Source organism: Methanoculleus marisnigri JR1 (genome assembly GCF_000015825.1).
Taxonomy (GTDB): domain Archaea; phylum Halobacteriota; class Methanomicrobia; order Methanomicrobiales; family Methanoculleaceae; genus Methanoculleus; species Methanoculleus marisnigri.
Genome location: NC_009051.1, coordinates 546,250 through 568,353, shown reverse-complemented (window position 1 = coordinate 568,353; position 22,104 = coordinate 546,250). Strand labels below are relative to the sequence as shown.

At 61.6% G+C, this 22,104-nt stretch carries 34 protein-coding genes; 4 read left to right on the top strand and 30 right to left on the bottom strand.

The genetic code is table 11. The annotated features are described in order from the left end of the window. Positions 1-72 precede the first annotated feature (72 nt). Both MEMAR_RS02910 and MEMAR_RS02905 read right to left on the bottom strand, forming a co-directional pair. A complete protein-coding gene (locus MEMAR_RS02910) occupies positions 73-657 on the bottom strand; it encodes an alpha/beta hydrolase family protein (protein ID WP_143706310.1) in 585 nt (194 codons plus the stop codon). A gap of 41 nt (positions 658-698) precedes the next feature. Further along, on the bottom strand, positions 699-1,691 hold the full coding sequence (locus MEMAR_RS02905) for a histone deacetylase family protein (protein ID WP_011843437.1): 993 nt from the start codon (positions 1,689-1,691) through the stop codon (positions 699-701). A 167-nt stretch (positions 1,692-1,858) separates the two neighbouring features. On the opposite strand from MEMAR_RS02905, the gene MEMAR_RS02900 reads away from it, so the two are divergent. The 3 genes from MEMAR_RS02900 (at position 1,859) to MEMAR_RS02890 (ending at position 4,253) form a co-directional block, all read left to right on the top strand. Then, on the top strand, positions 1,859-2,320 hold the full coding sequence (locus MEMAR_RS02900; protein ID WP_011843436.1) for a GyrI-like domain-containing protein: 462 nt from the start codon (positions 1,859-1,861) through the stop codon (positions 2,318-2,320). 150 nt (positions 2,321-2,470) lie between these two features. Further along, the gene (locus tag MEMAR_RS02895; protein WP_011843435.1) at positions 2,471-3,598 is read left to right on the top strand and encodes a V-type ATP synthase subunit C; all 1,128 of its coding nucleotides are present in this window, start codon (positions 2,471-2,473) and stop codon (positions 3,596-3,598) included. Between the two features lie 10 nt (positions 3,599-3,608). Next, positions 3,609-4,253, top strand: a complete 645-nt coding sequence (locus MEMAR_RS02890; RefSeq protein WP_011843434.1) for a V-type ATP synthase subunit D — start codon at positions 3,609-3,611, stop codon at positions 4,251-4,253. Here MEMAR_RS02890 and cmk read toward each other — a convergent pair. The 28 genes from cmk to MEMAR_RS02750 form a co-directional block, all read right to left on the bottom strand. Beyond that, the gene (gene cmk / locus MEMAR_RS02885) at positions 4,250-4,795 is read right to left on the bottom strand and encodes a (d)CMP kinase (protein WP_011843433.1); all 546 of its coding nucleotides are present in this window, start codon (positions 4,793-4,795) and stop codon (positions 4,250-4,252) included. The genes MEMAR_RS02890 and cmk overlap by 4 nt on opposite strands. Next, positions 4,795-5,415 carry a DUF106 domain-containing protein gene (locus MEMAR_RS02880; protein ID WP_011843432.1) on the bottom strand — a complete coding sequence of 207 codons (621 nt, stop codon included), beginning with the start codon at positions 5,413-5,415 and terminating at the stop codon, positions 4,795-4,797. The genes cmk and MEMAR_RS02880 overlap by 1 nt, the downstream gene beginning before the upstream one ends. Positions 5,416-5,421: 6 nt before the next feature. After that, a complete protein-coding gene (locus MEMAR_RS02875) occupies positions 5,422-6,000 on the bottom strand; it encodes an adenylate kinase (protein ID WP_011843431.1) in 579 nt (192 codons plus the stop codon). A 243-nt stretch (positions 6,001-6,243) separates the two neighbouring features. Beyond that, positions 6,244-7,677: a preprotein translocase subunit SecY gene (gene secY, locus MEMAR_RS02870; protein WP_011843430.1), complete on the bottom strand. Its 1,434-nt coding sequence runs from the start codon at positions 7,675-7,677 to the stop codon at positions 6,244-6,246. A gap of 20 nt (positions 7,678-7,697) precedes the next feature. Further along, the gene (locus MEMAR_RS02865) at positions 7,698-8,123 is read right to left on the bottom strand and encodes an uL15m family ribosomal protein (RefSeq protein WP_011843429.1); all 426 of its coding nucleotides are present in this window, start codon (positions 8,121-8,123) and stop codon (positions 7,698-7,700) included. Between the two features lie 5 nt (positions 8,124-8,128). Next, complete coding sequence (locus MEMAR_RS02860; protein ID WP_011843428.1) at positions 8,129-8,590, bottom strand: 50S ribosomal protein L30; 462 nt, start codon at positions 8,588-8,590, stop codon at positions 8,129-8,131. Beyond that, entirely contained in the window at positions 8,590-9,207 is a 618-nt protein-coding gene (locus tag MEMAR_RS02855) for a 30S ribosomal protein S5 (RefSeq protein ID WP_011843427.1), read from the bottom strand. The genes MEMAR_RS02860 and MEMAR_RS02855 overlap by 1 nt, the downstream gene beginning before the upstream one ends. 1 nt (position 9,208) lies before the next feature. Further along, complete coding sequence (locus MEMAR_RS02850) at positions 9,209-9,736, bottom strand: 50S ribosomal protein L18 (RefSeq protein WP_011843426.1); 528 nt, start codon at positions 9,734-9,736, stop codon at positions 9,209-9,211. Next, on the bottom strand, positions 9,736-10,188 hold the full coding sequence (locus MEMAR_RS02845; RefSeq protein ID WP_011843425.1) for a 50S ribosomal protein L19e: 453 nt from the start codon (positions 10,186-10,188) through the stop codon (positions 9,736-9,738). Before MEMAR_RS02845 ends, MEMAR_RS02850 begins: the two co-directional genes overlap by 1 nt. Continuing rightward, on the bottom strand, positions 10,181-10,615 hold the full coding sequence (locus MEMAR_RS02840; protein ID WP_011843424.1) for a 50S ribosomal protein L32e: 435 nt from the start codon (positions 10,613-10,615) through the stop codon (positions 10,181-10,183). Before MEMAR_RS02840 ends, MEMAR_RS02845 begins: the two co-directional genes overlap by 8 nt. A gap of 5 nt (positions 10,616-10,620) precedes the next feature. After that, the gene (locus MEMAR_RS02835) at positions 10,621-11,145 is read right to left on the bottom strand and encodes a 50S ribosomal protein L6 (RefSeq protein WP_011843423.1); all 525 of its coding nucleotides are present in this window, start codon (positions 11,143-11,145) and stop codon (positions 10,621-10,623) included. A gap of 15 nt (positions 11,146-11,160) precedes the next feature. Next, entirely contained in the window at positions 11,161-11,553 is a 393-nt protein-coding gene (locus tag MEMAR_RS02830) for a 30S ribosomal protein S8 (RefSeq protein WP_011843422.1), read from the bottom strand. Positions 11,554-11,564: 11 nt separating this feature from the next. Beyond that, on the bottom strand, positions 11,565-11,744 hold the full coding sequence (locus tag MEMAR_RS02825; RefSeq protein WP_011843421.1) for a 30S ribosomal protein S14: 180 nt from the start codon (positions 11,742-11,744) through the stop codon (positions 11,565-11,567). Between the two features lie 3 nt (positions 11,745-11,747). Continuing rightward, positions 11,748-12,251 (bottom strand): 50S ribosomal protein L5, encoded by a 504-nt coding sequence (locus tag MEMAR_RS02820; RefSeq protein ID WP_011843420.1) that lies wholly within the window; start codon positions 12,249-12,251, stop codon positions 11,748-11,750. After that, the gene (locus MEMAR_RS02815) at positions 12,248-12,976 is read right to left on the bottom strand and encodes a 30S ribosomal protein S4e (protein WP_011843419.1); all 729 of its coding nucleotides are present in this window, start codon (positions 12,974-12,976) and stop codon (positions 12,248-12,250) included. The genes MEMAR_RS02820 and MEMAR_RS02815 overlap by 4 nt, the downstream gene beginning before the upstream one ends. Beyond that, on the bottom strand, positions 12,976-13,341 hold the full coding sequence (rplX, locus tag MEMAR_RS02810; RefSeq protein ID WP_011843418.1) for a 50S ribosomal protein L24: 366 nt from the start codon (positions 13,339-13,341) through the stop codon (positions 12,976-12,978). The genes MEMAR_RS02815 and rplX overlap by 1 nt, the downstream gene beginning before the upstream one ends. Before the next feature lie 12 nt (positions 13,342-13,353). Beyond that, positions 13,354-13,752 carry a 50S ribosomal protein L14 gene (rpl14p, locus tag MEMAR_RS02805; protein WP_011843417.1) on the bottom strand — a complete coding sequence of 133 codons (399 nt, stop codon included), beginning with the start codon at positions 13,750-13,752 and terminating at the stop codon, positions 13,354-13,356. Beyond that, positions 13,749-14,075 (bottom strand): 30S ribosomal protein S17, encoded by a 327-nt coding sequence (locus MEMAR_RS02800; RefSeq protein WP_011843416.1) that lies wholly within the window; start codon positions 14,073-14,075, stop codon positions 13,749-13,751. The genes rpl14p and MEMAR_RS02800 overlap by 4 nt, the downstream gene beginning before the upstream one ends. A gap of 13 nt (positions 14,076-14,088) precedes the next feature. Further along, complete coding sequence (gene rnp1, locus MEMAR_RS02795) at positions 14,089-14,361, bottom strand: ribonuclease P protein component 1 (RefSeq protein WP_011843415.1); 273 nt, start codon at positions 14,359-14,361, stop codon at positions 14,089-14,091. Then, entirely contained in the window at positions 14,358-14,561 is a 204-nt protein-coding gene (gene rpmC / locus MEMAR_RS02790; RefSeq protein ID WP_011843414.1) for a 50S ribosomal protein L29, read from the bottom strand. Before rpmC ends, rnp1 begins: the two co-directional genes overlap by 4 nt. Then, the gene (locus MEMAR_RS02785; protein ID WP_011843413.1) at positions 14,562-15,266 is read right to left on the bottom strand and encodes a 30S ribosomal protein S3; all 705 of its coding nucleotides are present in this window, start codon (positions 15,264-15,266) and stop codon (positions 14,562-14,564) included. Then, positions 15,266-15,727: a 50S ribosomal protein L22 gene (locus tag MEMAR_RS02780; RefSeq protein WP_011843412.1), complete on the bottom strand. Its 462-nt coding sequence runs from the start codon at positions 15,725-15,727 to the stop codon at positions 15,266-15,268. The genes MEMAR_RS02785 and MEMAR_RS02780 overlap by 1 nt, the downstream gene beginning before the upstream one ends. Before the next feature lie 5 nt (positions 15,728-15,732). After that, complete coding sequence (locus MEMAR_RS02775) at positions 15,733-16,146, bottom strand: 30S ribosomal protein S19 (protein ID WP_011843411.1); 414 nt, start codon at positions 16,144-16,146, stop codon at positions 15,733-15,735. Between the two features lie 10 nt (positions 16,147-16,156). After that, entirely contained in the window at positions 16,157-16,876 is a 720-nt protein-coding gene (locus MEMAR_RS02770; RefSeq protein WP_011843410.1) for a 50S ribosomal protein L2, read from the bottom strand. An 11-nt stretch (positions 16,877-16,887) separates the two neighbouring features. Continuing rightward, positions 16,888-17,136, bottom strand: coding sequence for a 50S ribosomal protein L23 (locus MEMAR_RS02765; RefSeq protein ID WP_011843409.1), 249 nt, complete (start codon positions 17,134-17,136; stop codon positions 16,888-16,890). Next, positions 17,133-17,882 carry a 50S ribosomal protein L4 gene (rpl4p, locus tag MEMAR_RS02760; protein WP_011843408.1) on the bottom strand — a complete coding sequence of 250 codons (750 nt, stop codon included), beginning with the start codon at positions 17,880-17,882 and terminating at the stop codon, positions 17,133-17,135. Before rpl4p ends, MEMAR_RS02765 begins: the two co-directional genes overlap by 4 nt. Positions 17,883-17,888: 6 nt before the next feature. Continuing rightward, complete coding sequence (locus tag MEMAR_RS02755; RefSeq protein ID WP_011843407.1) at positions 17,889-18,902, bottom strand: 50S ribosomal protein L3; 1,014 nt, start codon at positions 18,900-18,902, stop codon at positions 17,889-17,891. Between the two features lie 808 nt (positions 18,903-19,710). Further along, the gene (locus tag MEMAR_RS02750) at positions 19,711-20,115 is read right to left on the bottom strand and encodes a Tfx family DNA-binding protein (protein WP_011843406.1); all 405 of its coding nucleotides are present in this window, start codon (positions 20,113-20,115) and stop codon (positions 19,711-19,713) included. Positions 20,116-20,254: 139 nt separating this feature from the next. On the opposite strand from MEMAR_RS02750, the gene MEMAR_RS02745 reads away from it, so the two are divergent. Then, positions 20,255-21,097 (top strand): F420-dependent methylenetetrahydromethanopterin dehydrogenase, encoded by an 843-nt coding sequence (locus tag MEMAR_RS02745; RefSeq protein WP_011843405.1) that lies wholly within the window; start codon positions 20,255-20,257, stop codon positions 21,095-21,097. Positions 21,098-22,104 lie beyond the last annotated feature (1,007 nt).

The window sequence follows — 22,104 nt, the reverse complement described above, 5'->3', positions numbered from 1 at the left end:
TAAACATCGTTGTACATAATAGTACATCTGTGAATATATATTTATGGGAGTGGAAACCCTCTCCCGTGCGGGTCAGCGCCGCAGGATCGCCGCAGCAACCGCCGCACCGGCCGTCATGAGGGCGGCGAGGGGAGGCGCCGCTGTCGTCGGCTCAGGAGCGGGCGCCGTCACCGGCACCGTCGCCGTCGGGGTCGCCGTCTCCACGGGCGGGGTGGCGGGCACGGCGGTTCCCGTAACCGTGGTTCCCGGTGGAGACCCGAGGGTGACGGGGATGGTCATGTAGCCGTGGCCGGCGAGGTTCCGGCGGTCGACAGGCGCTTCCACGGCGTAAACAGTGTACGTCCCGGGGTCGAGCCCGGCCTCGCCCGTCCTCCAGCGGTAGGTCCAGCGGTCGTCGCTACCGACCGTCACCCTTGTGAAACTCCCCGGATCGCCCGAGCGGACGGCCGTGTGAGGATTGTCAAGCCGTCCGCCGGCGGGCGGGAGGTTCGGGCCGGTCACGAAGAGGTAGACGGTATCGCTCCCCGTGCTCGTCCCCGTGAGCGCTAACTCACTTCCCGGGTACACCAAAACGGCGGAGACCGCCGGTGCGGCGGCAAGGGCGATGAGGAGGAGAGCACCCGTTACAATCAGGATATGATCGGCGATGCAGTTCATAGTCATCCGATCGACCCGGGAGGAGATGAACCTGATCGACGTCAGAGCGGGACGGCATGCCGGCGGCCGGCATACGCCTCCACGAGGTGCCGGGTGCTCGCCTTCGCCCCGCCGCCCGCGGGATTGAAGCGGGCGCCGTCAAGGGCGGCAACGATCGCCCCGATCGCCCCTGCATGCGACCGGCCGTAACCCCCTTCGAGCACGAGGGCGAGAGGTGCAGGGGTCGCGTCCACGAGCATCCCCGCCAGCGCCCCGAAGTCTTCGGGCAAAAGAAGGAGGGAACCGAGCGGGTCGTCGAAGAGCGCGTCCTGGCCTGCCGAGACCACCACGACGTCCGGTTCGAACCACCGGAGCATCGGGACGAAGACCCGGCTAAAGACGAGCGCGTAGTCGGCGCCGGTCGAACCTGATACAAGGGGCACGTTGACGGTATACCCCGCACCCGGACCGGCTCCCCGCTCTTCCGGCCATCCGGTACCGGGGAAGATCCCCGCCTGGTGAACCGAACAGTAGAACACCCGATCAGAGGTGTAGAACGCCTCCTCTGTGCCGTTCCCGTGGTGCAGGTCCCAGTCCACGACCGCCACCCGGCCGATCGATAACAGTGCTTTCGCGGTTGCCACGGCAACGTTGTTGAAGAGACAGAACCCCATCGCCCGGTCGGGTGCGGCATGGTGCCCCGGCGGGCGGACGAGAGCGAAAGAGTGCTCGCCGTCGAGAGCCCGTTCCACCGCCTGCCATGCGGCTCCGGTCGCATACAGCGCCGCATCGAACGAACCGGCCGTGACGTAGGTATCGGGATCGAGGTAGCGGGCGCGGCCGGGCGGACACTCCCGGCAGAACGAGCGGACTCCTTCGATATGCCGCTCTGTGTGCACCAGCGCCAGATCGTCGACCGTCGCCCGCTCCGGGGCGATGCGACGGGCATCGGCCGGCACCCCCGCGAGGGCGGCGTCGAGGCGGGCCTGCGACTCGGGGTGGCCAGGCGCGTCGTGGGCCGAGAAGAGATCCCCCGTCACGACCGAGTAGGGCATGGTGCTCGATGGTGGGTTGGCGGCGCAAGATATGAACCTTATCTGCAGGAGGTGGGGGAGCGGCCCGCCGGCAGAAAGTATTTGAAGAGCGAGATAGAATCATCGACAGAGAGAGCCCGGAACGCTTGCAGGGTAAAGGGGCGCGTCGGGAGAGTTGGAGGAGTAAGATGCCGAGAGTATCGAATATCGAACTGTTGCGAAAGCGAGAGCAACCCACCATATCGATCCGCACCCGGGCAAAGGTCGAAGATCTGCCGATGCTGATCGGTGAGGGGTACGGCAGAATGGCTGATTACCTGAAGGAACTCGGGGAGCTCCTCTCGGACGTCCCGTATGTGGCATATCACAACATGGACATGCAGGATCTCGATGTGGAGATGGGGTTTCCCGTATCGAAGATACTCCCGGAGAAGGGAAAGATCCAATCGGGCTCCATCCCGGAAAGCAACGTCGTCTTCTGCATGCACCGCGGCGCGTATGGAGAGATGGCGTCGACCTACGAGGAGATGGCGGACTGGATAGAGAAGAACGGGCTTACGCCTGCCGGCACCGTCTACGAATACTATTACAACGGGCCCGAGTACCCGGAGAGCGAACTGTTGACGATGATCGTCATGCCGCTGCTGTAAGCCTCAAACATGCCTCCCGTCCGGTTCCCCGGGGGAGGCCGACACCTTATCCTGTCGCCCGGAGTCGTTGCCGGTACGTTCCAAGGGGGCCGCCCCCCATCCCCGGTCAACCGGGTGCGATTTATAGCAGGGGGACGGTAATGGGAGGGCATGCCCGCGCCGGGCGTGACCTCCCCCTCGTGCATCTATGCCTGCACCCGGTTCCGGGTCAGGAGGACGACGCTCCTTCCCCGTGAAGAGTACCTGCGGCTCATGCAGATGAGCATCCCGGGGGTGATCGGCTACCTCAGCCGGCGGGAGGATTATAAACACCATATTCTGGATCTCGCGCACGACTTTTCCGGCGCCCAGCTCATCGAAGAGGCGGTGAACCACAACCTTGCAGAATCGTTCCGCCACGCCATGGCGACCGCTCCCGGCGACCTGCATACCCTGACCGGGGAATACCTCAACCGGTGGGACATCGCAAACGTCATGGCAATCCTGCGGGGCACGGTTCACGACATACCCCGGCGTCAGATCCGCGATCTCCTCGTCCCGGCGGGGGAACTCGACGGCACGCTCCTCGACCGCCTTCTTAACGTCACAAACTGCGGCGAGGCTATCGAGGAACTCCAGGGCTGGCGGCTCTACCCGGTTCTCGCGGAGTACTACCGGGTCTGCGGTGAGAAGGGGGTTTTTGCCCGGATCGAGGACGAACTGTACCGGCAATACTACGCCGACCTGCTCGGCCTTGCCGCAACCGGGTGCAGCGGGTGCCAGGAGTTGAACGGTTACCTCCGGTTCGAGATCGACATCACCAACATGAGAAACCTCCTCCGGCTCCACTGCGCAGAAGAGGCGTGCGATCTCGCGACCATCGACCGGACGATGATCTCCGGCGGCCGTATCCCCATCGCCCTCTTCCGAAGGCTCTACGGCATCGAGACGGAAGGCGAGTTCGTCAACGCCTTTCTTTCGACCGACATCGTCCCGGTTCTCGCCCAGGCGGTGCGCGAACTCAGGCAGGATCCGGAGTTCTCGAGCACCGATGCCGCAGAACTGGTCTGGCAGCGATGGCACCGGCGCAGGCGGCCCGTTCACGAGGTCGAGATGGCGGTCACCCGCGTCAGGCTCCATCATCTGGAGGCGCTCTCCCGGCGGCACCCGTTCTCGGTTCTGCCGGTGCTTGCCTACCTGGAGCGGAAGAAATACGAGGTCGCGAACCTGCGGGCAATCGCGCGGGGGAAAGCATTCGATCTCGCGCCCGAGCGAATATGGCAGTACATCGTCCTGTAGGAGAGATATCATGCCGGTCGACGACATCAAACCCACCAGGGCCGGCCTCCTGATCGTCAGGCGGCGGATGGCGCTCGCAGAGAGGGTACACCGGCTTTTATCGATGAAACTCGACGGCATGATGCTGGACCTGGTCGGGCTCACCGAGCAGGCAGCCCGAGAGCGTCAGGAACTCGAAGAGAAGTACGCCGGCGCACGGGAGATGGTAGCGGTCGCCGCCATGATGGAGGGGGCGACGGGAGTGCTCCTTGCAGCGCTCTCGGTGGAGGCCTATCCCTCCTATACGACCGGACACAGGAACGTATTCGGGGTGCGGCTCCCGGACCTCGAACCGGTGATGGTGAGAAAGACGCTCGATCAGCGGGGTTACGGCATCCTCGGAACGTCGTCGGTCATCGACGACGCGGCCGACGCCTACGAGGAACTCCTCGAAGCGATCATCGCAACCGCCGAACTCGAAGGAGGAATCAAGCACCTGCTCGACGATATCGAGAAGACGCGGCGGCGGGTGAACGCGCTGGAGTTCAAGATCATCCCGGAACTTGAGGAGGCGCGCCGGTTCATCGAGAATCAGCGCGACGAGATGGAACGGCAGGAATGGACGCGGCTCCGGCGCATCAAAAAGATAAAAGCAAAGAGGACGGGGGGGCTTTAGAGGTCGGCGGCCTGCTGCCGTGCAAGGCACGCGATCGCGGCGTCCACGATAGTGCCGAGGGCGTCCACGCCGAAGGTCTCGGACGAGAGGACGATATCGTACGGCGAGAGGTCGTCAATCTCGATACCGTAGTAGTTCCGGTAGCGGGTGGCCTCCGATCGCTGCCGGTTCTCGGTATAGGCCCGGGCCCCCTCTTCGTCCATCCCGTCACGCCCCGCAATGCGCCTTGCCCGGCAGGAAAGCGATGCCGAAAGCCAGATCCTGAGATCGGCGTTCCCGACCATCCTCCCCGAGAGCCTGCCCTCGATGATGATGTTTTCGGCGGCTTCGCCTATCTCTTTCTGCCGGGCGTCGATCATCCGGTCGACCGAGGGATCGTTCTCCGCGAACTTCCCGAAATCGGCGAGGTCCATGCCGTGCTCCTTCGCGAGCTGGCGGAAGACCTCTCCCGCGGAGATGAGGTCGAGCCCGTGCTTCCCGGCGAGGTAGCGGGCGAGCGACGTGGTGCCGCTCCCCGGCGGGCCGCTGATGGTGATCCGCATCAGAGCCCTCCGATGTTGAGGGCCTTTCTGATCACCTGGCTGATCGTCAGCGAGCAGATCATGTACCAGAGAATCCACGCGGGGACGATCCAGAACGCAAAGCCCGAGAGGCTGACCGCACCGAGGAACGGCAGCACGATGCCGGTCTCAATGGCGGGCGATGCACCGATCTCGGGAAGCCGCAGGAGAAGCCAGAAGAAGATCGGCACGGAGAGCACGAGGATGATCGCCATCGGCGTAAACTGCTGCCGGGAGATGTCGAGCTGGTCCTGCATCATCCGCTCCTGTCTTCCCTGGAGTTTCTTGATCCTCTTTTCGTCCCCGGAGAGCTGAGCCTCCCTGAACTCCTTCTGGAAGACCTTCATCTTCGCCTGCGTCTCCTGCATCTTCTCGTAGTCGATGGTGTACTTCTGGACGAGCGAGGAGTAGAGGCCCGTGATGCTCGAGAGGATCAGGATCATGACGAAGAACGGCACGCCGAGAGTATCGATGAACGGGCCCAGCACTACATCCATCGCCGAACCGACCGTCACCCGTATCCACTCGACGCTGTACGAGAGCATCACGAGCATGGTAAAGAGGAGGGCGATCGTCGGGCCGTGCTTCTTCAGGTCGACCATATCAGGTTACCTCAGCACACTCACCAGGTCGTCGATGCCCTGTTCGAGCAGGAAGTTCTCGTTCCGGACGATCTTGATGGTGCAGCCGGTATACATCGCATATGCCGCGCTGACTGCGCGGTTGAACTCCTGGTGTTCGGCGATCGCACGGTATCCTTCCATGTCGCGGGCCCTTGACGCGTCGCCGAGCCGGCGCATCAGGATCTGGTCGGGGTCGGTCTCCACCAGCACGACGATATCGGGCATCAACTCGCGGAGCACCCATTCGGGCAGCCCCGCAAGGAACCCCGTCGGGGTCTTGACAGTGCTGTGGGTGTCGATGATGATGTTTGCCTCCCCGCTCATGGCGGCGATTCCCGTGGCAGCCGCCTGCTGAAGACGTTTCTGGACATCTTTCTCGAGCTTGCGCATCTCATCGCGATCCGAGGCCAGATTCTCCTTTTTGGCCACCTCAAACATGAACGTGCCGAAGTTGACGGCCTTATACGCGACGCCTTCGGTCGCCAGCCTCTCCATCGCACCATTAATGACGGTGGTCTTTCCGACACCGGGAACCCCCGTCACGACAACTTTCTTTCCCAACATTATCACTCCCGTTAGGGTATCATTCTCTGTAAGATAAATCCGTGCCTGAAAGAGTAATGCCTTTCGGAATTGCTTCGAGCCCGGGTGATCCCGGGTAGAAAATGGGTTCTGTGCGGTTTTGAGGGGAAGGAGAAATGGGTTAACCCCGTCAAAAGAGGGATTATCCCAGTCGAAAAAGGTGCTGATGCACCTTTTTCTCCCGGAGCAACTCCTCCGGCCCCGCCTCCGGCGTGGCCTTCGGACTTACTCCTTTCCAAAGAACGACCGCATGAACGGGTACATCTCCATGATCTGCTGGCTTGCGACCTCCTCGTAGAGGCGGTAGGTGATACTCACCGCAAGCAGCAGACCCGTTCCCCCGACCGCACCGATCACACCGAAGAGGTTCGCGACGACCGAGAGAAGGCCGATGAACACACCGCCGATGACGGTGATCCGCGGGATGTAGCGGTCGAGGTACTTCACAAGCACCTGCTCACTCCGCCGGTAGCCGGGGATCTGCATCCCGCTTCTCTGGATCTGCCGGGCCACGTCCTTCGAGTCGAGGCCGGCGGTCTTGACCCAGAAGAGCGCGAAGATTGCGCCCCCGACCACCATAACGGTGACATCGATGCCCATCCGCAACATGATCTCCCAGGGGGCGTGTCCGAGATCGGAGAGCCACCACATCCAGTCCTGCGGGGCGTTGATCGGCGCGATATACCACATCAGGCCGCTCGTCGGCATTTGTCCCTGGAACTCGCCGAAGATGTTTATCCCGGCGTTCGAGAGGAACATCCCGATCATCTGGATGTTCGCCTGCAGCACCCGGACGAGAATCATCGGCAGAACGCTCGCATAGATGAGCTTTACCGGGAACCGCGCACGGGCGCCGCGGACGGCGGTATGCGCGAGCGGGATCTCGATACGGGTCGACTCCACGTAGACGATGACCATGAAGATGGCGATCGTCGTGACGAGGGCGAGCAGGTCCGTCCCGAAGTACTCGAGGAAACTCGCTCCCGAGGTCCCTATGGCGAAGAGCCGCGGGAAGAACCCGATCGGGAAGGGATCGGTGCCCGTCTGCCAGTTCAGGAACCCGTTCACGAGACCCTGCGAGACCCCCGCAACGATGAAGAGCCCCACACCCGAACCGACGCCCCACTTCGTGACGACCTCGTCCATCAGCACCACCAGAAGCCCGCCGAGGCAGACCTGGAGGAAGATCAGGAGCGAGACCGTGAGCATATTGCCGCCGAAGAATTGCGTTGCCACCGACGGGTCGGGCAGCATCATACCGCTCGCGACCATGGGGAACGCTTCGACGATGATCATCACGAAGATGAGCAGTTTCTGCAGGCCCATATACATGACCTGCCCGCGTGCTTCGCTGGTATCGATCTGCAGGAGTCCGGCACCCTTGAGCAGCTGCAGCACGATCGACGCGGTGACGATCGGCCCGATACCGAGATGCAGGAGCGAACCGCTCGCACCGGCAAGCAGGGCACGGTACATTCCGAAAAGATCCTGTGACTGCGGAGAGAGTCCAAAGATATCGATGTTGGTCAATGAGAAGTAGAGAAGCAGGATGGCAAGCGTCCACATGAGTTTATTCTTGAAGTGGACGTGCCCTTCCGGCCCCCTGACTGCAGGCATCGCTGCAAGGATGGGTTCAAATCTATCCAGCAGATCTCCCATGGTTTCACCTAAAAAGAAGATCAGACGGTCGTTGCCTGACCGCCCATCTCCTCGATTTTCATCCGGGCACGTTCCGAGAACTCCCGGGCAGAGATACTCATTTTGTGGGTGACTCTTCCACCGCCGAGCACCTTGTCGATGCCGAGTTCGGCGGCGTCGAGGGCGATGAGATCGCCCTCCTGGGTGGCAAGCCCTTCACGAAGCAGCGCTTCAGCCATCTGATCGATCTCACCGACATCGAGAGCAGATACCGGCTCGGAGGTCTTGCTGACAAAACCGTGCTTGCCGTTGGCTATCTCGCCCTTCAGGTAGAAGTGAGAGAAGCGGTGATCGCGCTGCCCGGCTCTACCCCGTCCACCCCTGTTGCCGGCGCCACGCCGGTTCTTGTGCGTACCGCCGCCGCAGGTCCGTGAACCCCTGTATTTGGATCTCTTGTTTACGGGCATCTGTCTCACCTCATCTTGTAGAGGAGATCGTTGATCTGGGGACCATAGTAGCCGAGAGCTCCACCCTGCTGAAAGGTTCGCTTGATGGTTTTATAGCCCTTTCGAGGTGGGTGCAGTCTCAGCACCGGTTTGATCTCCACCAGATCACGGAAACTCATCTCGCCGTCGCAGAGCGCTGCCGCGAACTCGTCGATGTCGGCATACGGGGTATGCGCGCGGACGTATTCATCGGTCAGCTTCTCGTCCCCGGTCAGTCTGCCCCGGGTGCGCAGGAGGGTGGCCAGGGTATCCTTGTCAACCTCCCCGTACGCCACGAAGTCCTTCACCTTGCGAATCATGCCGAGATACGCCGGCGTGTCGGGCACCAGAACGCAGTGGTTCACGTGGTGCAGGCGGAGCATCTTCAAGGTGTCCTTGATCTCGTGGTTGGTCTTGACCACACCACGCACCTGTACTACCGCGTACATCACTCCGTCCCTCCGATCCGAACCATGTTCGTCTGCTTCAGCGCCTCAAACGTCGCCTTTGCATAGTTGATGGTCGTCCGGGTCTGTCCCCGGTTGAACGCCCAGACGTCCTTGATGCCTGCAAGCATCAGAACCTTCTTCGGGATATCCCCGGTCACGAGACCGATACCCTGCGGGGCGGGCTTCAACGTCACCTTGACGCTCCCTGCCTTGCCGGTCACTTCGATCGGGATCGAGTGAGCGGTCTCGCAACCGCACTCCCAGCTGCCGCAGCCGCGGGAGACCTTGATCAGATTCAGTTTTGCGTTTACGATTGCCTTCTGGATCGCGTTGCCGACCTGGACGTCCTTCCCCTGGCCGAACCCGACGTAGCCGTTCCTGTTGCCGACCACCACGACGGTGCGGAACTTCACACGGCGACCCGAGTCCGTCATCCGCTGGACCATGTTGATGTCCAGCACCTCGTCCTCCAGGTCTGGCAGGAGGAGATCGACGATCTGGGGCTCCTTGATCGGCCTGCCGCTCGCGAGCACCTCATCGATACTGGTGATCTCGCCTGCGGCGACCATGCGCCCGAGACCGGTGAGCGGAATCCATTCTTCCTGTACGTATGCCATGTCACACCAGCTCCTTCTTGATGGCCAGAGCCACAGCCTCTACATTCGTTACCAGGTCGCCCGCCCGCTCGGGAGCATACTCCGCGATGTGGGCACCTTTGAGCCGCTCTTCATCGGGGAGGATCGATTCGCCGTAGGGGACGTCGAGACCCGCATCCACCGCTCCTTTGAGAGCGGCAAAGACACGCGCTCCGGGTTTTGCCCGGGCGAGCCCGATGTCGAGGATTGCCTCGCCATACCCCGCGTTCAGCGCCTTTACCGCGAAGAGCATTCCGGTCAGGTAGGCGGCCGGGGTGCTCGCAGTCGATCCCTCGTAGCCGTAGCCGGCGAGTTCCGCCGAGTATGCGGCCACCAGGGTGCTATCTCCTTCGACCTCGGGAACGACCAGCTGTACGATGATCTGCCGGTTCGTCTTCCGGACGACCATTCTCGGTGTTCCCGACGACAGGAGCGACATCCGCTTGTAGTAGTCGGTCTTGCCCTCGTGCCTTCTCCGGAAGGGCACGAAGTATCTTGGGCCGGTTGCCATTATTTCATCCTCCCTGCCGTTATCTCAATCTGAGCCTCAAGGTGCGCCACGCTCCGGAACTGACCTCCGGAAGCCCGCCGATACATCAGGCGGTAGAGACTCCTCTCGATTGTACCTTCTTCGCGCATCTCGCGCAGAGTGCGGCGCTGTGCACGGATCTTCCTGATCCATGACCGTTTGCTGGAACCGCGTGCTCCGGCAGCACCCTTCCTCCGCCCCGGACCTTTCCGGTGGCCGTAGGAACGCTTTGCCATCCGGATGCGGGCTCGGCCGCGGCTGTTTCCCTTCACGGGGTGCGCGCTGATCGCGCCTTCCCCGATAAGTTCGCGCAGGTCGTTTCTCGAGATCGCTCCCTCGATATCGGCCTGACGCTCGGGATCGAACCAGACACGGTTGACCCCGCACTTGAGAATGGCGGCCGCTATTCGCTTCTGGCTGGCGAGATCACTCATCCTCGTTCACCTCTTCTTCTTCGGTTGCGGCAGGTGCCTCAGCCACGGGAGTGAGGTCTTTTGCGTTCAGGACTTTGAGCCCGAGTTCCAGAGCCCGTTCCTGAATCGCTCCACGCTTCCTGTTGCCTACGGAACCGGCGATCCGGACGGCCTGGGTCTCCGGGTTCAGCTCCACGAGATCCGCCGGTGTAAAGACCCGGACCTCCGCATAGCCGCTCGGGTGCATGCCGCGAACTGCGGCAGGGCTTCCGTATCCCGGCCGGGGGAGGGCACCCTTCGCACTGAACTGCCGCCTCTGCTTGTTGTGCAGACCGCGCGGACGCCGCCAGACATCTGCCAGTTTCGCTTTGCGGTGAAGGCCCCGCCTCTTGAAGGCAGGCTTGTTGTGCCGGGTGCGGACGCGGATCAGTCTTCTTGTTTCATCCATTGTTTTCACACCCTCTCGGTGATGTAGATGCCGTCCTGGAACACCCGGGGATCGCGCTTCGTGATCCTGGTCGCGTGCTCGATGTTTGCGGCCGTGTTGCCAACCTTCTCCTTGTCGATACCGGTGATAGTCACCTCATCGTTTCCGATCTTGACGGTGACGCCCTCGATGATCTTTGCGATCCGGGGCTGTTTCTCGCCGAGGAAGTTGGTGATCTCAAGGCGGTTGCCCTGCTGCTTGAGCTGGATCGGGAAGTGGCTGTAGACCACCTTCATCCGGTACTCGTAGCCGTCGGCGACACCCCGGATCATGTTCTTCGCATGGGCCTCGAGCGTGCCGGTCATGGCAAGGATCCGCTTCTTTTCGGATGCCGTGGAGACGACGACTTCGCCGCCTTCGACCATGAGGTCGATCTGCGGGAAGCGCATGTCGCGGACCAGCGTGCCCTTCGGTCCGGAGACCGTGAGCACGCCGCCGTCGAGCGTGACGTCAACGCCGGGAGGGATCTCGACCTGTCGTGTTATTGCCATACTCATCTCCCTCCTTTAGTAGACATATCCCAGCAGCTGCCCGCCGATCCCCTCGTTCCGTGCCTCTGCATGGGAGATGACTCCCTTCGAGGTGGAGACGATCAGGATGCCGAAGTTCTTCGCGGGAAGATACTGCGACTCCCAGTATTCCATATCAGCCATCGCCACCGGGAACCGGGGGCTGATGGCGCCACACTTATTGATCGTTCCGGATAGTTGGACCCGGAACTGGCCGCCGCGGCCGTCGTCGATGAACTCGAAGCCGCTGATAAAGCCGTTTTCCTGCATGACGCGGAGCATTGCGCCGAGAAGCTTGCTGGCGGGTTCTACAATAACCTCGCCCTTTCCAGCATCTCCGGCATTCTTGATCGTGCTCATCGCGTCAGCGATTGGATTCAGTCGTGCCATATTCTCTACCCCTAGTTCATCTTCTTGAAGCCCATCTTGCTCGCCCACTCGCGGAAGCACTGGCGGCAGAAGTAGATGCCGTACTTCCGTACAAGACCCTGCTTCCGGCCGCAGATGCGGCACTCGTTCGCGCCGCGGCCGAACTTCCGTACGTTCGCACCCGTTGCAGGCGCTCCTGACTCTTCTGCCATTCCTTACACCTCCACCCGGTAGTTCTCGCACATGAACGCGATGGCTTCCTCTTTATTCACTTTCTGGTCGGCCGGTAGTTTCCTGCGCTCGACGCTTCTCCGTGCGATCCGGGCGCCCTTGTACTCGAGCACCACGTTGACGTCCATGCCGTAGATCCCGATTGTCGGATCATACGACATGCCCGGAAAGTCGGTGTGCTCTTCGATACCGAAGGAGACGTTCCCGGTCCGGTCGAACTGCGAGGGTGCGAGCCGCCGCTCGATGATGTCGAGGGCGGTCGTGATGAACTTCTCGGCGTTCTCCCGGCGCAGGGTGACCTTGCACCCGATGGGTGCGCCCTTCCGGATACCGAACGCCGGCTGGGTCCGCTTCGCGATCGTGCGGACGGGCTTCTGGCCGGTGATCTGTTTTACGAGATCCTCCGCCTTGACCAGCCGCTCGCCGCTCTCTCCGACACCCATGTGCACGACGACCTTGTCGATGTAGATATCCTTCATCGCGGTCATGCCGAGGCCTCCAGTTCGGGTGCTATCGCGGAGCGGCCGACCATGAAGACGTACTCCTCGATGGTCTCGAACCGCTCGCCGGCCGAATCGTCCGTGAGGATGACATGGTTCGGGACGGAACTTGCCGTCCTGATGATCTCGACGATCCTGCCGACCTTGCCGGAGTGCTTTCCGCCGACGATCATGGCCACGTTGCCTTCCGCGTAGGGGAAGTGGTCGACGATCCTGAACCGGTCTTCGCCGTCCGTCCCGAGGGTCACGACGACGGAGTCCTTTGCCTTGTAGGTGTTGTCGGCGAGGACGTTTGCACCGAACGCGAAGTTCAGCTGCACCTTGCCGCCCTTGACCGTGGTCTTGTTCCGGATCTTGCAGAGCCGGGTCTTTGCGGACTCCGCCGGGATCTCGATTGCGACCAGGTTGCCCTTCACATCGAGCTGGATCCGGTAGTGCTTCCCGAGTTTCGGGATCGAGACGATATCAAAGACACCGAGGCCCATCCGCGAGTCCTTGCAGGCCCGTCCGTTGACGAGCACGTCCCGCTGGTGCAGGATCTTTTTGACCTCGCTCGCGTTCTGTGCAAGACCGATGTGCTCGCGGAGCCAGACCCCGACCGGCAGAGCGCCGGCGTTGTGGGGGCCGGGGGCGGTCTTCATGACGAATTTCTGTACTTTCTTCGGGATGTGCCAGGAGCCCGGGGCTACCAGCCGCTTGAGATACTTTGACATTATGCTCCGCCTCCGAGCCTTTCCTCACGTAGTTTATCTTTCAGGTTGAGCTTCGTGATCTGCACGTTCGAGGGATCGACCGGCCGGGGAACCTCGGTTCCGTCCGCCTTCGTCACCATCACGCCGTGCACGACCAGCCGGCACGCCTTCATGTCCACCGCATCGACGACGCCTTCGTCGCCGGCAAAGTCTCCACGGAGCACTTTCACGGTGTCGCCCTTGACCACACGGGTTCTCCGGGAGTTGTACTTCCCACGGAGTTCGGGGGAGAGCGCTGCGGAGAGGAACCGGCCCCGGGTGTGGTTCGGTGCGTTGTAACGCGCCTTGCGCTGTTTTCTCGGCTGTTTGCTAACTATGCGTACCATTCTTACCACACCTTACACGATTGTCGTCGCCATGGAGGCGATCTTCGGGAAACGCTCCGCGATCTCGCGGGGGACAGCCCCCTTGATCTCGGTTCCCTTCGGCTCGCCGCGCTCGTTGATGAGCACCATGGCATTGTCCTCGAACGAGAGACGGATGCCGTTCGGGCGGCGGATCTCCTTCTTCTGCCGGATGACCACTGCCTTCTCGAGTTTCCGCCGCATGTCGGGGGTGCCCTTCTTGACGCTCACGGTCGCGACGTCGCCGAGGCCCAGGCAGGGCTGCCGCCGCCGGACACCGTGGTAACGGTCGACCGAGACGACCTCCACAAGCCGTGCGCCGGTGTTGTCGGAGCAGACCATCCTGGAGCCGGTGGCGAGGGCGCGCGGAATCTTTGCCTGCATCGCCTTCATTCCGTCATCACCTCGACCACAACGAAGTTCGTTGTCTTTGAAAGCGGACGACACTCCGCGATCCGGACCACGTCGCCCACGCCGGCGTTGATGCAGGGCGTGCTGTGGGCATGGTACCGGGATCTGCGTTTCTCGTACCGCTTGTATTTCTTGACGTAGTGGAGGAACTCACGCTCCACCACGACGGTACCGTTCATACGGTCGCTCACGACTTTGCCGGTAATCACCTGGCCGCGTACCGGCAAAGTGCCATGAAACGGACAATTTACGTCCTCACATTCCGTTTCCGGAATGGGAACGTCCAACCCAATGTTTCGTGCCATTATTCATCCTCGTTTATCTGATGCGCATGCCGATCCGCCGTTCCGGCTGAGTCTCCAGGCTCGACCCGTCGACGTCGACGGTCGTGCCGTCGGGAAGCCGGAAGCGGAACACGCTGAACCGTTTCGGTATCTGCTTTTCTCCCCGCCCGGTCAGGATAACCAGGGTATTTCGGGTCTCATCAGTGACGCGACCGGATACCCCGGCATGACCCGGGTTGCTCGCACGAACTACCAGAACGTCCAGCCCGATCAACTCGTGCCGAAGGACGTTCTGGGGAGAGATCATGCGCTCCTCCGTGCGTTCTGCTCGGTGCGGATGCGCGCAATCGTCCTTCTGACCTCGCGGATCCTCCCGGGGTTCTCGGTGGCACCGCCGGCGCTGACCTTGCCGCGCTCCTGGATCAGTTCGAGGGAGAGTTTCTGCTCCTGCTCGAGGAGTTCGGTGTCGGAGAGCTGTTTCACTTCACGCGCCCGAAAGATTGCCATCTATACCTCCTCCACGTACTCCTCTTCGGAGGTCTCTTCAAACTCTTCCTCGAACACGTCGTCACCGACCTCTTCGGGCTCGATGGGTTCCGCCGGAGCCTTCTTCGGCTCGGGTTCAAGGACGTCGAAAGCATCGGGCAGCCGTGCATCCGGCGGGACGATCTTGACCTGAACCCCGATCGTTCCGAGTTTCTTGATCGCAAGCGCGTAACCCTTCTCGACGATAGTCTCGCTGGGCTCACCGCAGTGCTTGATGTAACCCTCGGTGAACTTCTGGGTCCGCGACCGCGAGCCGGTCAGTTTCCCGGCGACAATGACCTCGCAGCCGAGCGCACCGGACTCCATGATCCGGCGGATCGTGCTCGATCCGGCCTTCCGGAAGTACCAGCCACGCTCAAGAGCGTTTGCCAGCCTCTCCGCCATGATCTGGGCGTTGAAGTTGGGGTTCTGGACCTGCTGGACTTCCACCTGCGGGGACTCGATATCGTAGTCGGTGGCAAGGTCCTGAGTAAGCTGGCGAACCTGCTTGCCGCCTTTCCCGATCACGATACCCGGCTTCTCCGCAAAGATCGTCACCTGGGTGCCGAGCGGCGTCCTGGCGATATCCATGCCGCCGTATCCTGCGCGCTTGAGTTCCTTCGTGAGGAACTTCTCGACGCGGACGTTGCGCACGCCATCAGTGATAAATTTCTTCTCGATTGCCATTACGCCACCTCAGTCACGACGATCTCGATGTTCACGGTCTCCCTGCGCTTCGGAGTCGCGCGACCCATCGCACGCGGGAAGAATGCCCGGAGGCCACGGCCGGTGTTGGCGGCGGCGTGGTCGATCCGGAGGTTTTCGACATCAAGGCCGATATACTCGGCATTCTTCTCGACGGATTCGAGCAGCCTGATGTAGGCCTCTGCCGCCTTGACCGGGTACCGGCCGGCGGGCCACTTCGAGAGCCCCCGCTTGTGCGCGACATTCCGGTTGAACCGCTTGAAGGGGATGGCCTTCTTCAGCGCCACCACGTCGGTGAGGTATGCCTTTGCCTCGGTGGTGGTCATGTTCTTGATGAACCTGGCAATCTCAATCGAGTGCTTGGGAGAGACGGGAAGTTCGTTCGCTTTTGCGCGAGCGACGTTCTCGCCCTCAATTGTTGCTGAATAACCTGTTCTTGCCATAGCCATCACTTCAGCGGTACGTATTTACTCGACCGGGTCGCACCGATACCGGCGCTGCCGTGAGCGACCCTCCTGCGGGTCAGTGCAAACTCCCCGAGGTAGTGGAAGACCGCCTCGGGCTGGATCTCCACCTTCTGGAACTCCTTGCCGTTGTGGATCTCAATGGATCTCCCCACCATCTCGGGCATGATGATCATGTCGCGCAGGTGGGTGCGGATGTTCTCATCCCCGGACCGGAGATCGGCGAGGAGTTTCTCGTGCTCCCGGGAGAGGCCCCGGTCAAACTTCCTGCGTGCCCTGGCCGGCATGAGCGGCAGCAGCTCGGAGAGAGCCATCTGCTGCAGGTCCGCAACGGAGTAACCACGATAGGTGAACTCCTCGCGGCGCCGCGGCATTCTCTTCTGTGTCTTCTTTGCCATGCTTCACCCCTCACTTCTTCCACTTGCCGGTTCTCCGGGCGGCAACATGTCCGACCTTCCTCCCCGGGGACGTGCCGCGGGCGACGGTCTTCGGCCGTCCGCAGTGCTGGTGCCCACCGCCACCGAACGGGTGGTCGATGACGTTCATGCAGACACCCTTGACGCGAGGCCACCGTTCAGACGAGGACCTGACGTGGAAGTGCTTCTTTCCTGCCTTGACGAACGGTTTTTCGCCCCGTCCGCCGCCGGCAACGATACCGACGGTTGCCATGCAGGCACCGTTGAACCACTTGTTCTTGCCGCTCGGCATCCGAATGCCGACCCTGCCGTCATCGGCTTTGCCGATGACGAGAGCCTGGACACCGCTCGAACGGACGAACTTGCCGCCGTCGTTCGGCCGCGCTTCGATGTTGCAGACGTATGCACCGACCGGGATCTCCCCAAGCGGCAGGGTGTTGCCGTTCTTCACCGTGCCCCCCGTGCCCCAGGAGACGGTATCCCCGACACCGAGCCCCTCGGTGGCGAGGACGTAGATCTTCTCACCGCTATCGAGTCTGGCGAGAGCGATCGGCGCGTGGCGGGCCGGGTCGTGCTCGATGTCGATGACGTTCCCGGAAACCAGGGCGTCGTTCTTTCCTGCGTGCCGTAGCGCCGCCTTATACCGGTGCGACGGTGCACGGTAGGTTGGGCCGCCTTTTCCACGGTTCTGTGCTATGATTCTATGTGCCATCGTCACTCACCTTACATGATTCCCAGTCGGCTGAGAATCTCTTCAGCCGCCTTCGCGTCCGCAAACGTTACAATGGCTTTCTTTTCGCCTTTCATGGTCATCATCGTGCGGACGTTGGCCACTTCCTGTTCGAAGGCCGACTCCAGTTCGCGCTTGATGTCCTGTTTGGTGGCATCCCTCTGCACGATAAACTGGAGTTTGCTCTCGCCTTCGAGCATCATCGTTGCTTTTTCAGTAACGAACGGGTGTTTCAGTATCATGAGAACTCCTCCAGTCTCCTGATTGCAGATTCCGTCCAGATCGTCAGCCGTCCTGCCTGCGTGCCGGGTGCCAGCAGTTCGGCGTTGAGCTGGTCAACCGCCACGGCATCGACGCCCGCAAGGTTCCGGGCTGCCCGGAGCGGTTCGCCGCCGGTGACGATGAGAACGCTCTTGCGCTGCTTGTAGCGGCGGCCCCGCATGGTGCCGCGCCCTGCACGGACCTTCCGGCTGCCCTTCGCCCGCTCGACGTCGGCATAGACACCGAGCGCGGTGAGCGCCGCGATGACGTCGCCCGTACGGGTGACCTCTTCAAACCGGTCCTCGAAGACCAGCGGGAGGTCGCCCTCGAAGAGGTGCCCGCGTTCCCTGACAAGGTCGGGGTACGTGCTGGCGGCGACGGCGGACCTGAGCGCTTTGCGCTTCTCTTTTCTGTTGATCTCTTTGACGAGGATCTTCTCGACCTTCGGCGGATGCGCTGCACGCCCGCCGGTTGCCTGCGGAACCCTGGCCACCCTGCTGCCGTTCTTCAGGCGGGGGACCTGCGCGGCACCCCGGCCGCTGCCCCAGGACTCTGCGGAGGTGCGCATGCCCGCATAGGGGTTTGTTCCGTGCGGCTGAAACCGGGTGCTCTGGAGCGCGAGGACTGCCCGCTTAATCAGGTCGGGCCTGTATTCTTCTCTAAAGATCTCCGGGAGATCGATCTCGTGGGCGATCTCGCCTGTCAGTGTTCGAACCTGTGCCTTCATCGCTGCTCACCCCTGCTGGCTCTGCACGCTGACGAAATTGATCGCCGGCGTGCGAACGGTGTGTTCACCCTGCCGTATCGCGGACCGTATCCGGACCAGCCGCTTGTTCGGCCCCGGGACGGAACCCTTGATCAGCACGTAGGGCCCGCGCACGAGACCGTAGTGCAGGAACCCGCCTGCCGGCGTTATCTCGTCGCCGTCGGCGCCGATCTTTAAGATCCGCTTGTTGAACTCGGTGCGCTGCTGGTAACCCATCTGGCCCATCTGGGGCACCTGCCACCTGACGTGGTGCGGATGCCAGGGACCGAGGTTGCCGATGTGCCGTTTCTTGCCGCCGCGGGAATGTTTCCGCTTCCGGACCTGGACGCCCCACCGCTTGACGGGACCTTCCGTGCCCTTACCGGTGGTGACGGCGGTCACGTCGACGTACTCGCCGACCTCGAGGTTCCCGGAGATCGTGATCTCCTTTCCGAGGATCTCGGCAGCGTAGGCGATCTGGTCTTCGAGGCTTCCGCCGGCGATCCGCATCTCCATCAGGTCGGGGACCTTCTTCGGGACGCCGGTGAGCTCCATCGGCCGGGTGTAGGCCAGAGCGTAGAGTTCCGAGACCTTGCCTTCGCCGACGGCAGCCTTGACGGCTTCGAGGGCAGCGGCGGTGTCGTGGTTCTTCGGGACGTTGATCCGGCGGGACAATTCCTCGTCGAGATCGGTCGTCCACGCTTCGGTCAGCGCGTGCTTTCCGTAGGTATCTTCACCGTATGCGCGCACGCCGGCCACCCGCATGGGCGGAACCTCAACCACGGTCACCGGCACCATCACGTCCTTGCCTTCGGTGGGGCTGCTCTTGTGGTCATCGACCATGATGACGTGGGTCATTCCCACCTTGTACCCTGCGAATCCCTGCACGGCCGGGGCTCCCGTGTACTCCGGCCATGAGCCGTAGCGCGGAACCGGGCTTTTTGCCCGTTTTCTCGGGCTGTATGCGAGGGATCCTCTGCGTGGTCTGTTTATCTTCGGCATTTTTCAATCAACCCTTCGTGCGTTGTAGCGTGAGGCATCGACTGCAGGCTTGCTGCAGCGCGATGCGTGCGCCGGGCCCCGTACCGGACGCACCGGCACGGTAAGCCCTCTGGCGAACCCGGATGGGGCGGGATATCGAACGCCACGCCATTTTGCCGTAGCGTAAGGGAAACAGTTGATGGAGGCAGCGGAACGCGAAGTCACAGAGACGTTCGTCTCCGTGCGCCTCGACCGTTCTCTCTGCTGCCGTCCCGGTGTGCACCGGGTGCATTCCAGTCGTCGCCAATAGATCCTGACTCTTCGACGCTCCCGGGAACATTCTTCCCGGAACCGGGCGCGCTGCACTGGCGTTGGCCCAACGTCTCGATCAGATCCAGCTCCTGTCATCCCGTTGTGACGAGCACAACTCCATATCGACATCGGCCCTCCGTGAGGAGGGTTCGACCTTGTCTCTGGTACCTCCTGCACCCCCGCCGCGAGTCCTCAATCCGCATATATGCGATATGAGAACCCATTCCAGGAATCAGAGGCACATACAGTGCCGGCTGCCCCCCGGATCCGGACGGAATCGTGCAGAGCGGTTTCTTAAACATTACTTAAAATGAGATATAAACCTTGTTATCGGGCCTTCCGGGAATTTGCGCAGAACGCCTCGTTGCTGCAGGCGCGGCACCGGTTCGCCCGACCGGGCGGCCGGGCGGATGAATGAAGGGCTGCAATGGTTGCTTCATGGTGCGTGGCCGCGTGGCATGCTCCCGCAGGGCTCCCGCTCCCGCACGGAGCCCGTGTGCGCGCCCGATGAACCGCATCACCCGAAGTAGAGATCGCCGTCTTTGTTGATATAGATCTCAACATCCTCGCGGACCTGCCTCCCCCTGAACCGCTCGGGGTTTGCATCCCGGAGCCGGTTTATGAGCGAGATCGTGTCGTATTTGACTTTCAATCCCTGCTTCTCGGCTTCGGCATAGATGTACTCCGGCGCCTTGAGCAGGTCGAGACCGCTTTCAAGCGTACAGAGATGCACGGCGTCGAGGGTGTAGAGGAATTCAAGCGTCTCGCGTGCACGCGAGATGTTCTCGAGAGCAGCTTTTTCGATGGTGCAGACATTGGCTTTTGAGGTGTGGATGATCTCCGCAATCTGCTGTTGCGTCAGCCCTTTCTTCCGGTAGCGCAACACTTCCTTCTGGCGATCGGTGAGCAGACCTTGTTTCATCAAATATATATGGACGGTGCAAATTTAAACACTTTTCCTTAACCCTCCCATTATTGGACGGGATATTCAGGGCATTTCAAAACGTTTATATGAGAACTTTGCGATACTATCGTGTTCTCAAATTTTGAGAGGTGTTAATGTGGTTGTAAAAGTTGGAATTGCAAAACTGGGAAATATCGCCAGCGGTGTAATGGGCGAACTTCTTCTCGATGAGCGCGCCGACCGTGAGGACATGATCACCTTCATGGCGACCTCCGGGACGAAGCTGCAGCCCGAGGATATCGAGCGTGTGGTCAGCAATATGAAGGCATGGGGCCCGGACTTCTGTATCGTCGTTTCCCCGAACGGCGTTCTCCCCGGACCCACCCAGGCCCGTGAAGACCTCGCGGCGGCCGGAATCCCCTGCATCGTCATCACCGACGATGTCACCACCAAGAAGGAGCAGTTCGAAGCGCTCAAGGCGAGCAACTTCGGCTACATCATCATGAAGGCCGACGCCATGATCGGCGCCCGCCGTGAGTTCCTCGACCCCATCGAGATGGCGGACTACAACGGGAACCTCGTCAAGGTGCTCGCCCTCACCGGCGCGTTCCGCAAGATGCAGATGGAGCTCGACAAGGTCATCGACCAGGTGAAGGCAGGCAAGAAGGGCGCGGACCTCGCGCTCCCGAAGGTCGTCATGACCTCCGACAAGGCGGTCGACGGCGAGTTCAGCAACCCCTACGCGCTCGCGAAGGCCCGTGCGGCCTACGAGATCGCACAGTCGGTTGCAGGCGTCAACGTCAAGGGCTGCTTCATGACGAAGGAGTGGGAGAAGTACATCCCGATCGTCGCGAGCGCCCACGAGATGATGCGCCAGGCCATGCTCCTCTGCGAGGAAGCACGCACCCTCGAGAAGGGTGTCGACGCGGTTATCAGGAAGCCCCACAAGAAGACCGGCGAGATCGTCTCGAAGACCGCCCTCATCAGCAAGCCCGAGTAACCTCGGCACCACTTCTTTTTTTCGGGTTTGTAGAGTGTTTTACCCGGTAGAGGGTATGCCGTCTGTCTTCGCCGGGGAGCGGGCGAGATCGTGGTCTTCAGGGATTATCTCGATATAGGTGCCTCACATAAAGTGCGACGGGTCAAAAGGCTGGAGCATGAGCACCGCTATGTGCGAGTCACGACGGTTCGGAGCGCGATGGTTCGTAACGCGATGGTTCGTAACGCGATGGTTCGTAACGCGATGGTTCGTAACGCGATGGTTCGTAACGCGATGGTTCGTAACGCGATGGTTCGTAAGAACCGGAGCGTGAGCGCCGTCAGGTGCGAAGAACCGGAGCGTGAGCGCCGTCAGGTGCGAAGAACCGGAGCGTGAGCGCCGTCAGGTGCGAAGAACCGGAGCGTGAGCGCCGTCAGGTGCGAAGAACCGGAGCGTGAGCGCCGTCAGGTGCGAAGAACCGGAGCGTGAGAAACCCGAAGGGTTTCGAGTGCTGGCAACAACACAACTGAAATAAAGAAAGAACCCCGTGCAGTGGACCGTGGGACTATCGCCATAGGGGGGAACGACTGCCGGGACGGCAGGAGTTCGAGCACCGAAGGTGCGAGGCGCGAACGCAGTGAGCGTGAGCACCGTCAGGTGCGAGGAGGGGCTGACGGGGAGTGCGACGTTCCGCAGGAACGGAGCTCGACCACCGTCAGGTGGGGAGGGGGGGTCTCCCCCCTCCCCTGTCTCCACCTCATAAGAGATATCTAACCCCCACCCCGCCCGGCCTCCGGCCTCCTCCTCCGCACCTTCGGTGCTCAAACTCCTGCTGTTCCAGCAGTCGTTCCCCGCCCCGAAGGGCGGGGGCAGTCATGGCGATATCCGGTGGAAAGCCGTGCCCCAGAGTACCCCTGGGTTGTGACCAGTTGGAGCAGACGAGTGGAGTTCAACAAGACCGAGGGGTAGCCTTACGCCAAAAACTCCATTTTCTGCAGGGTGCGGCAGTTCGTTCCATGGCCGACCGG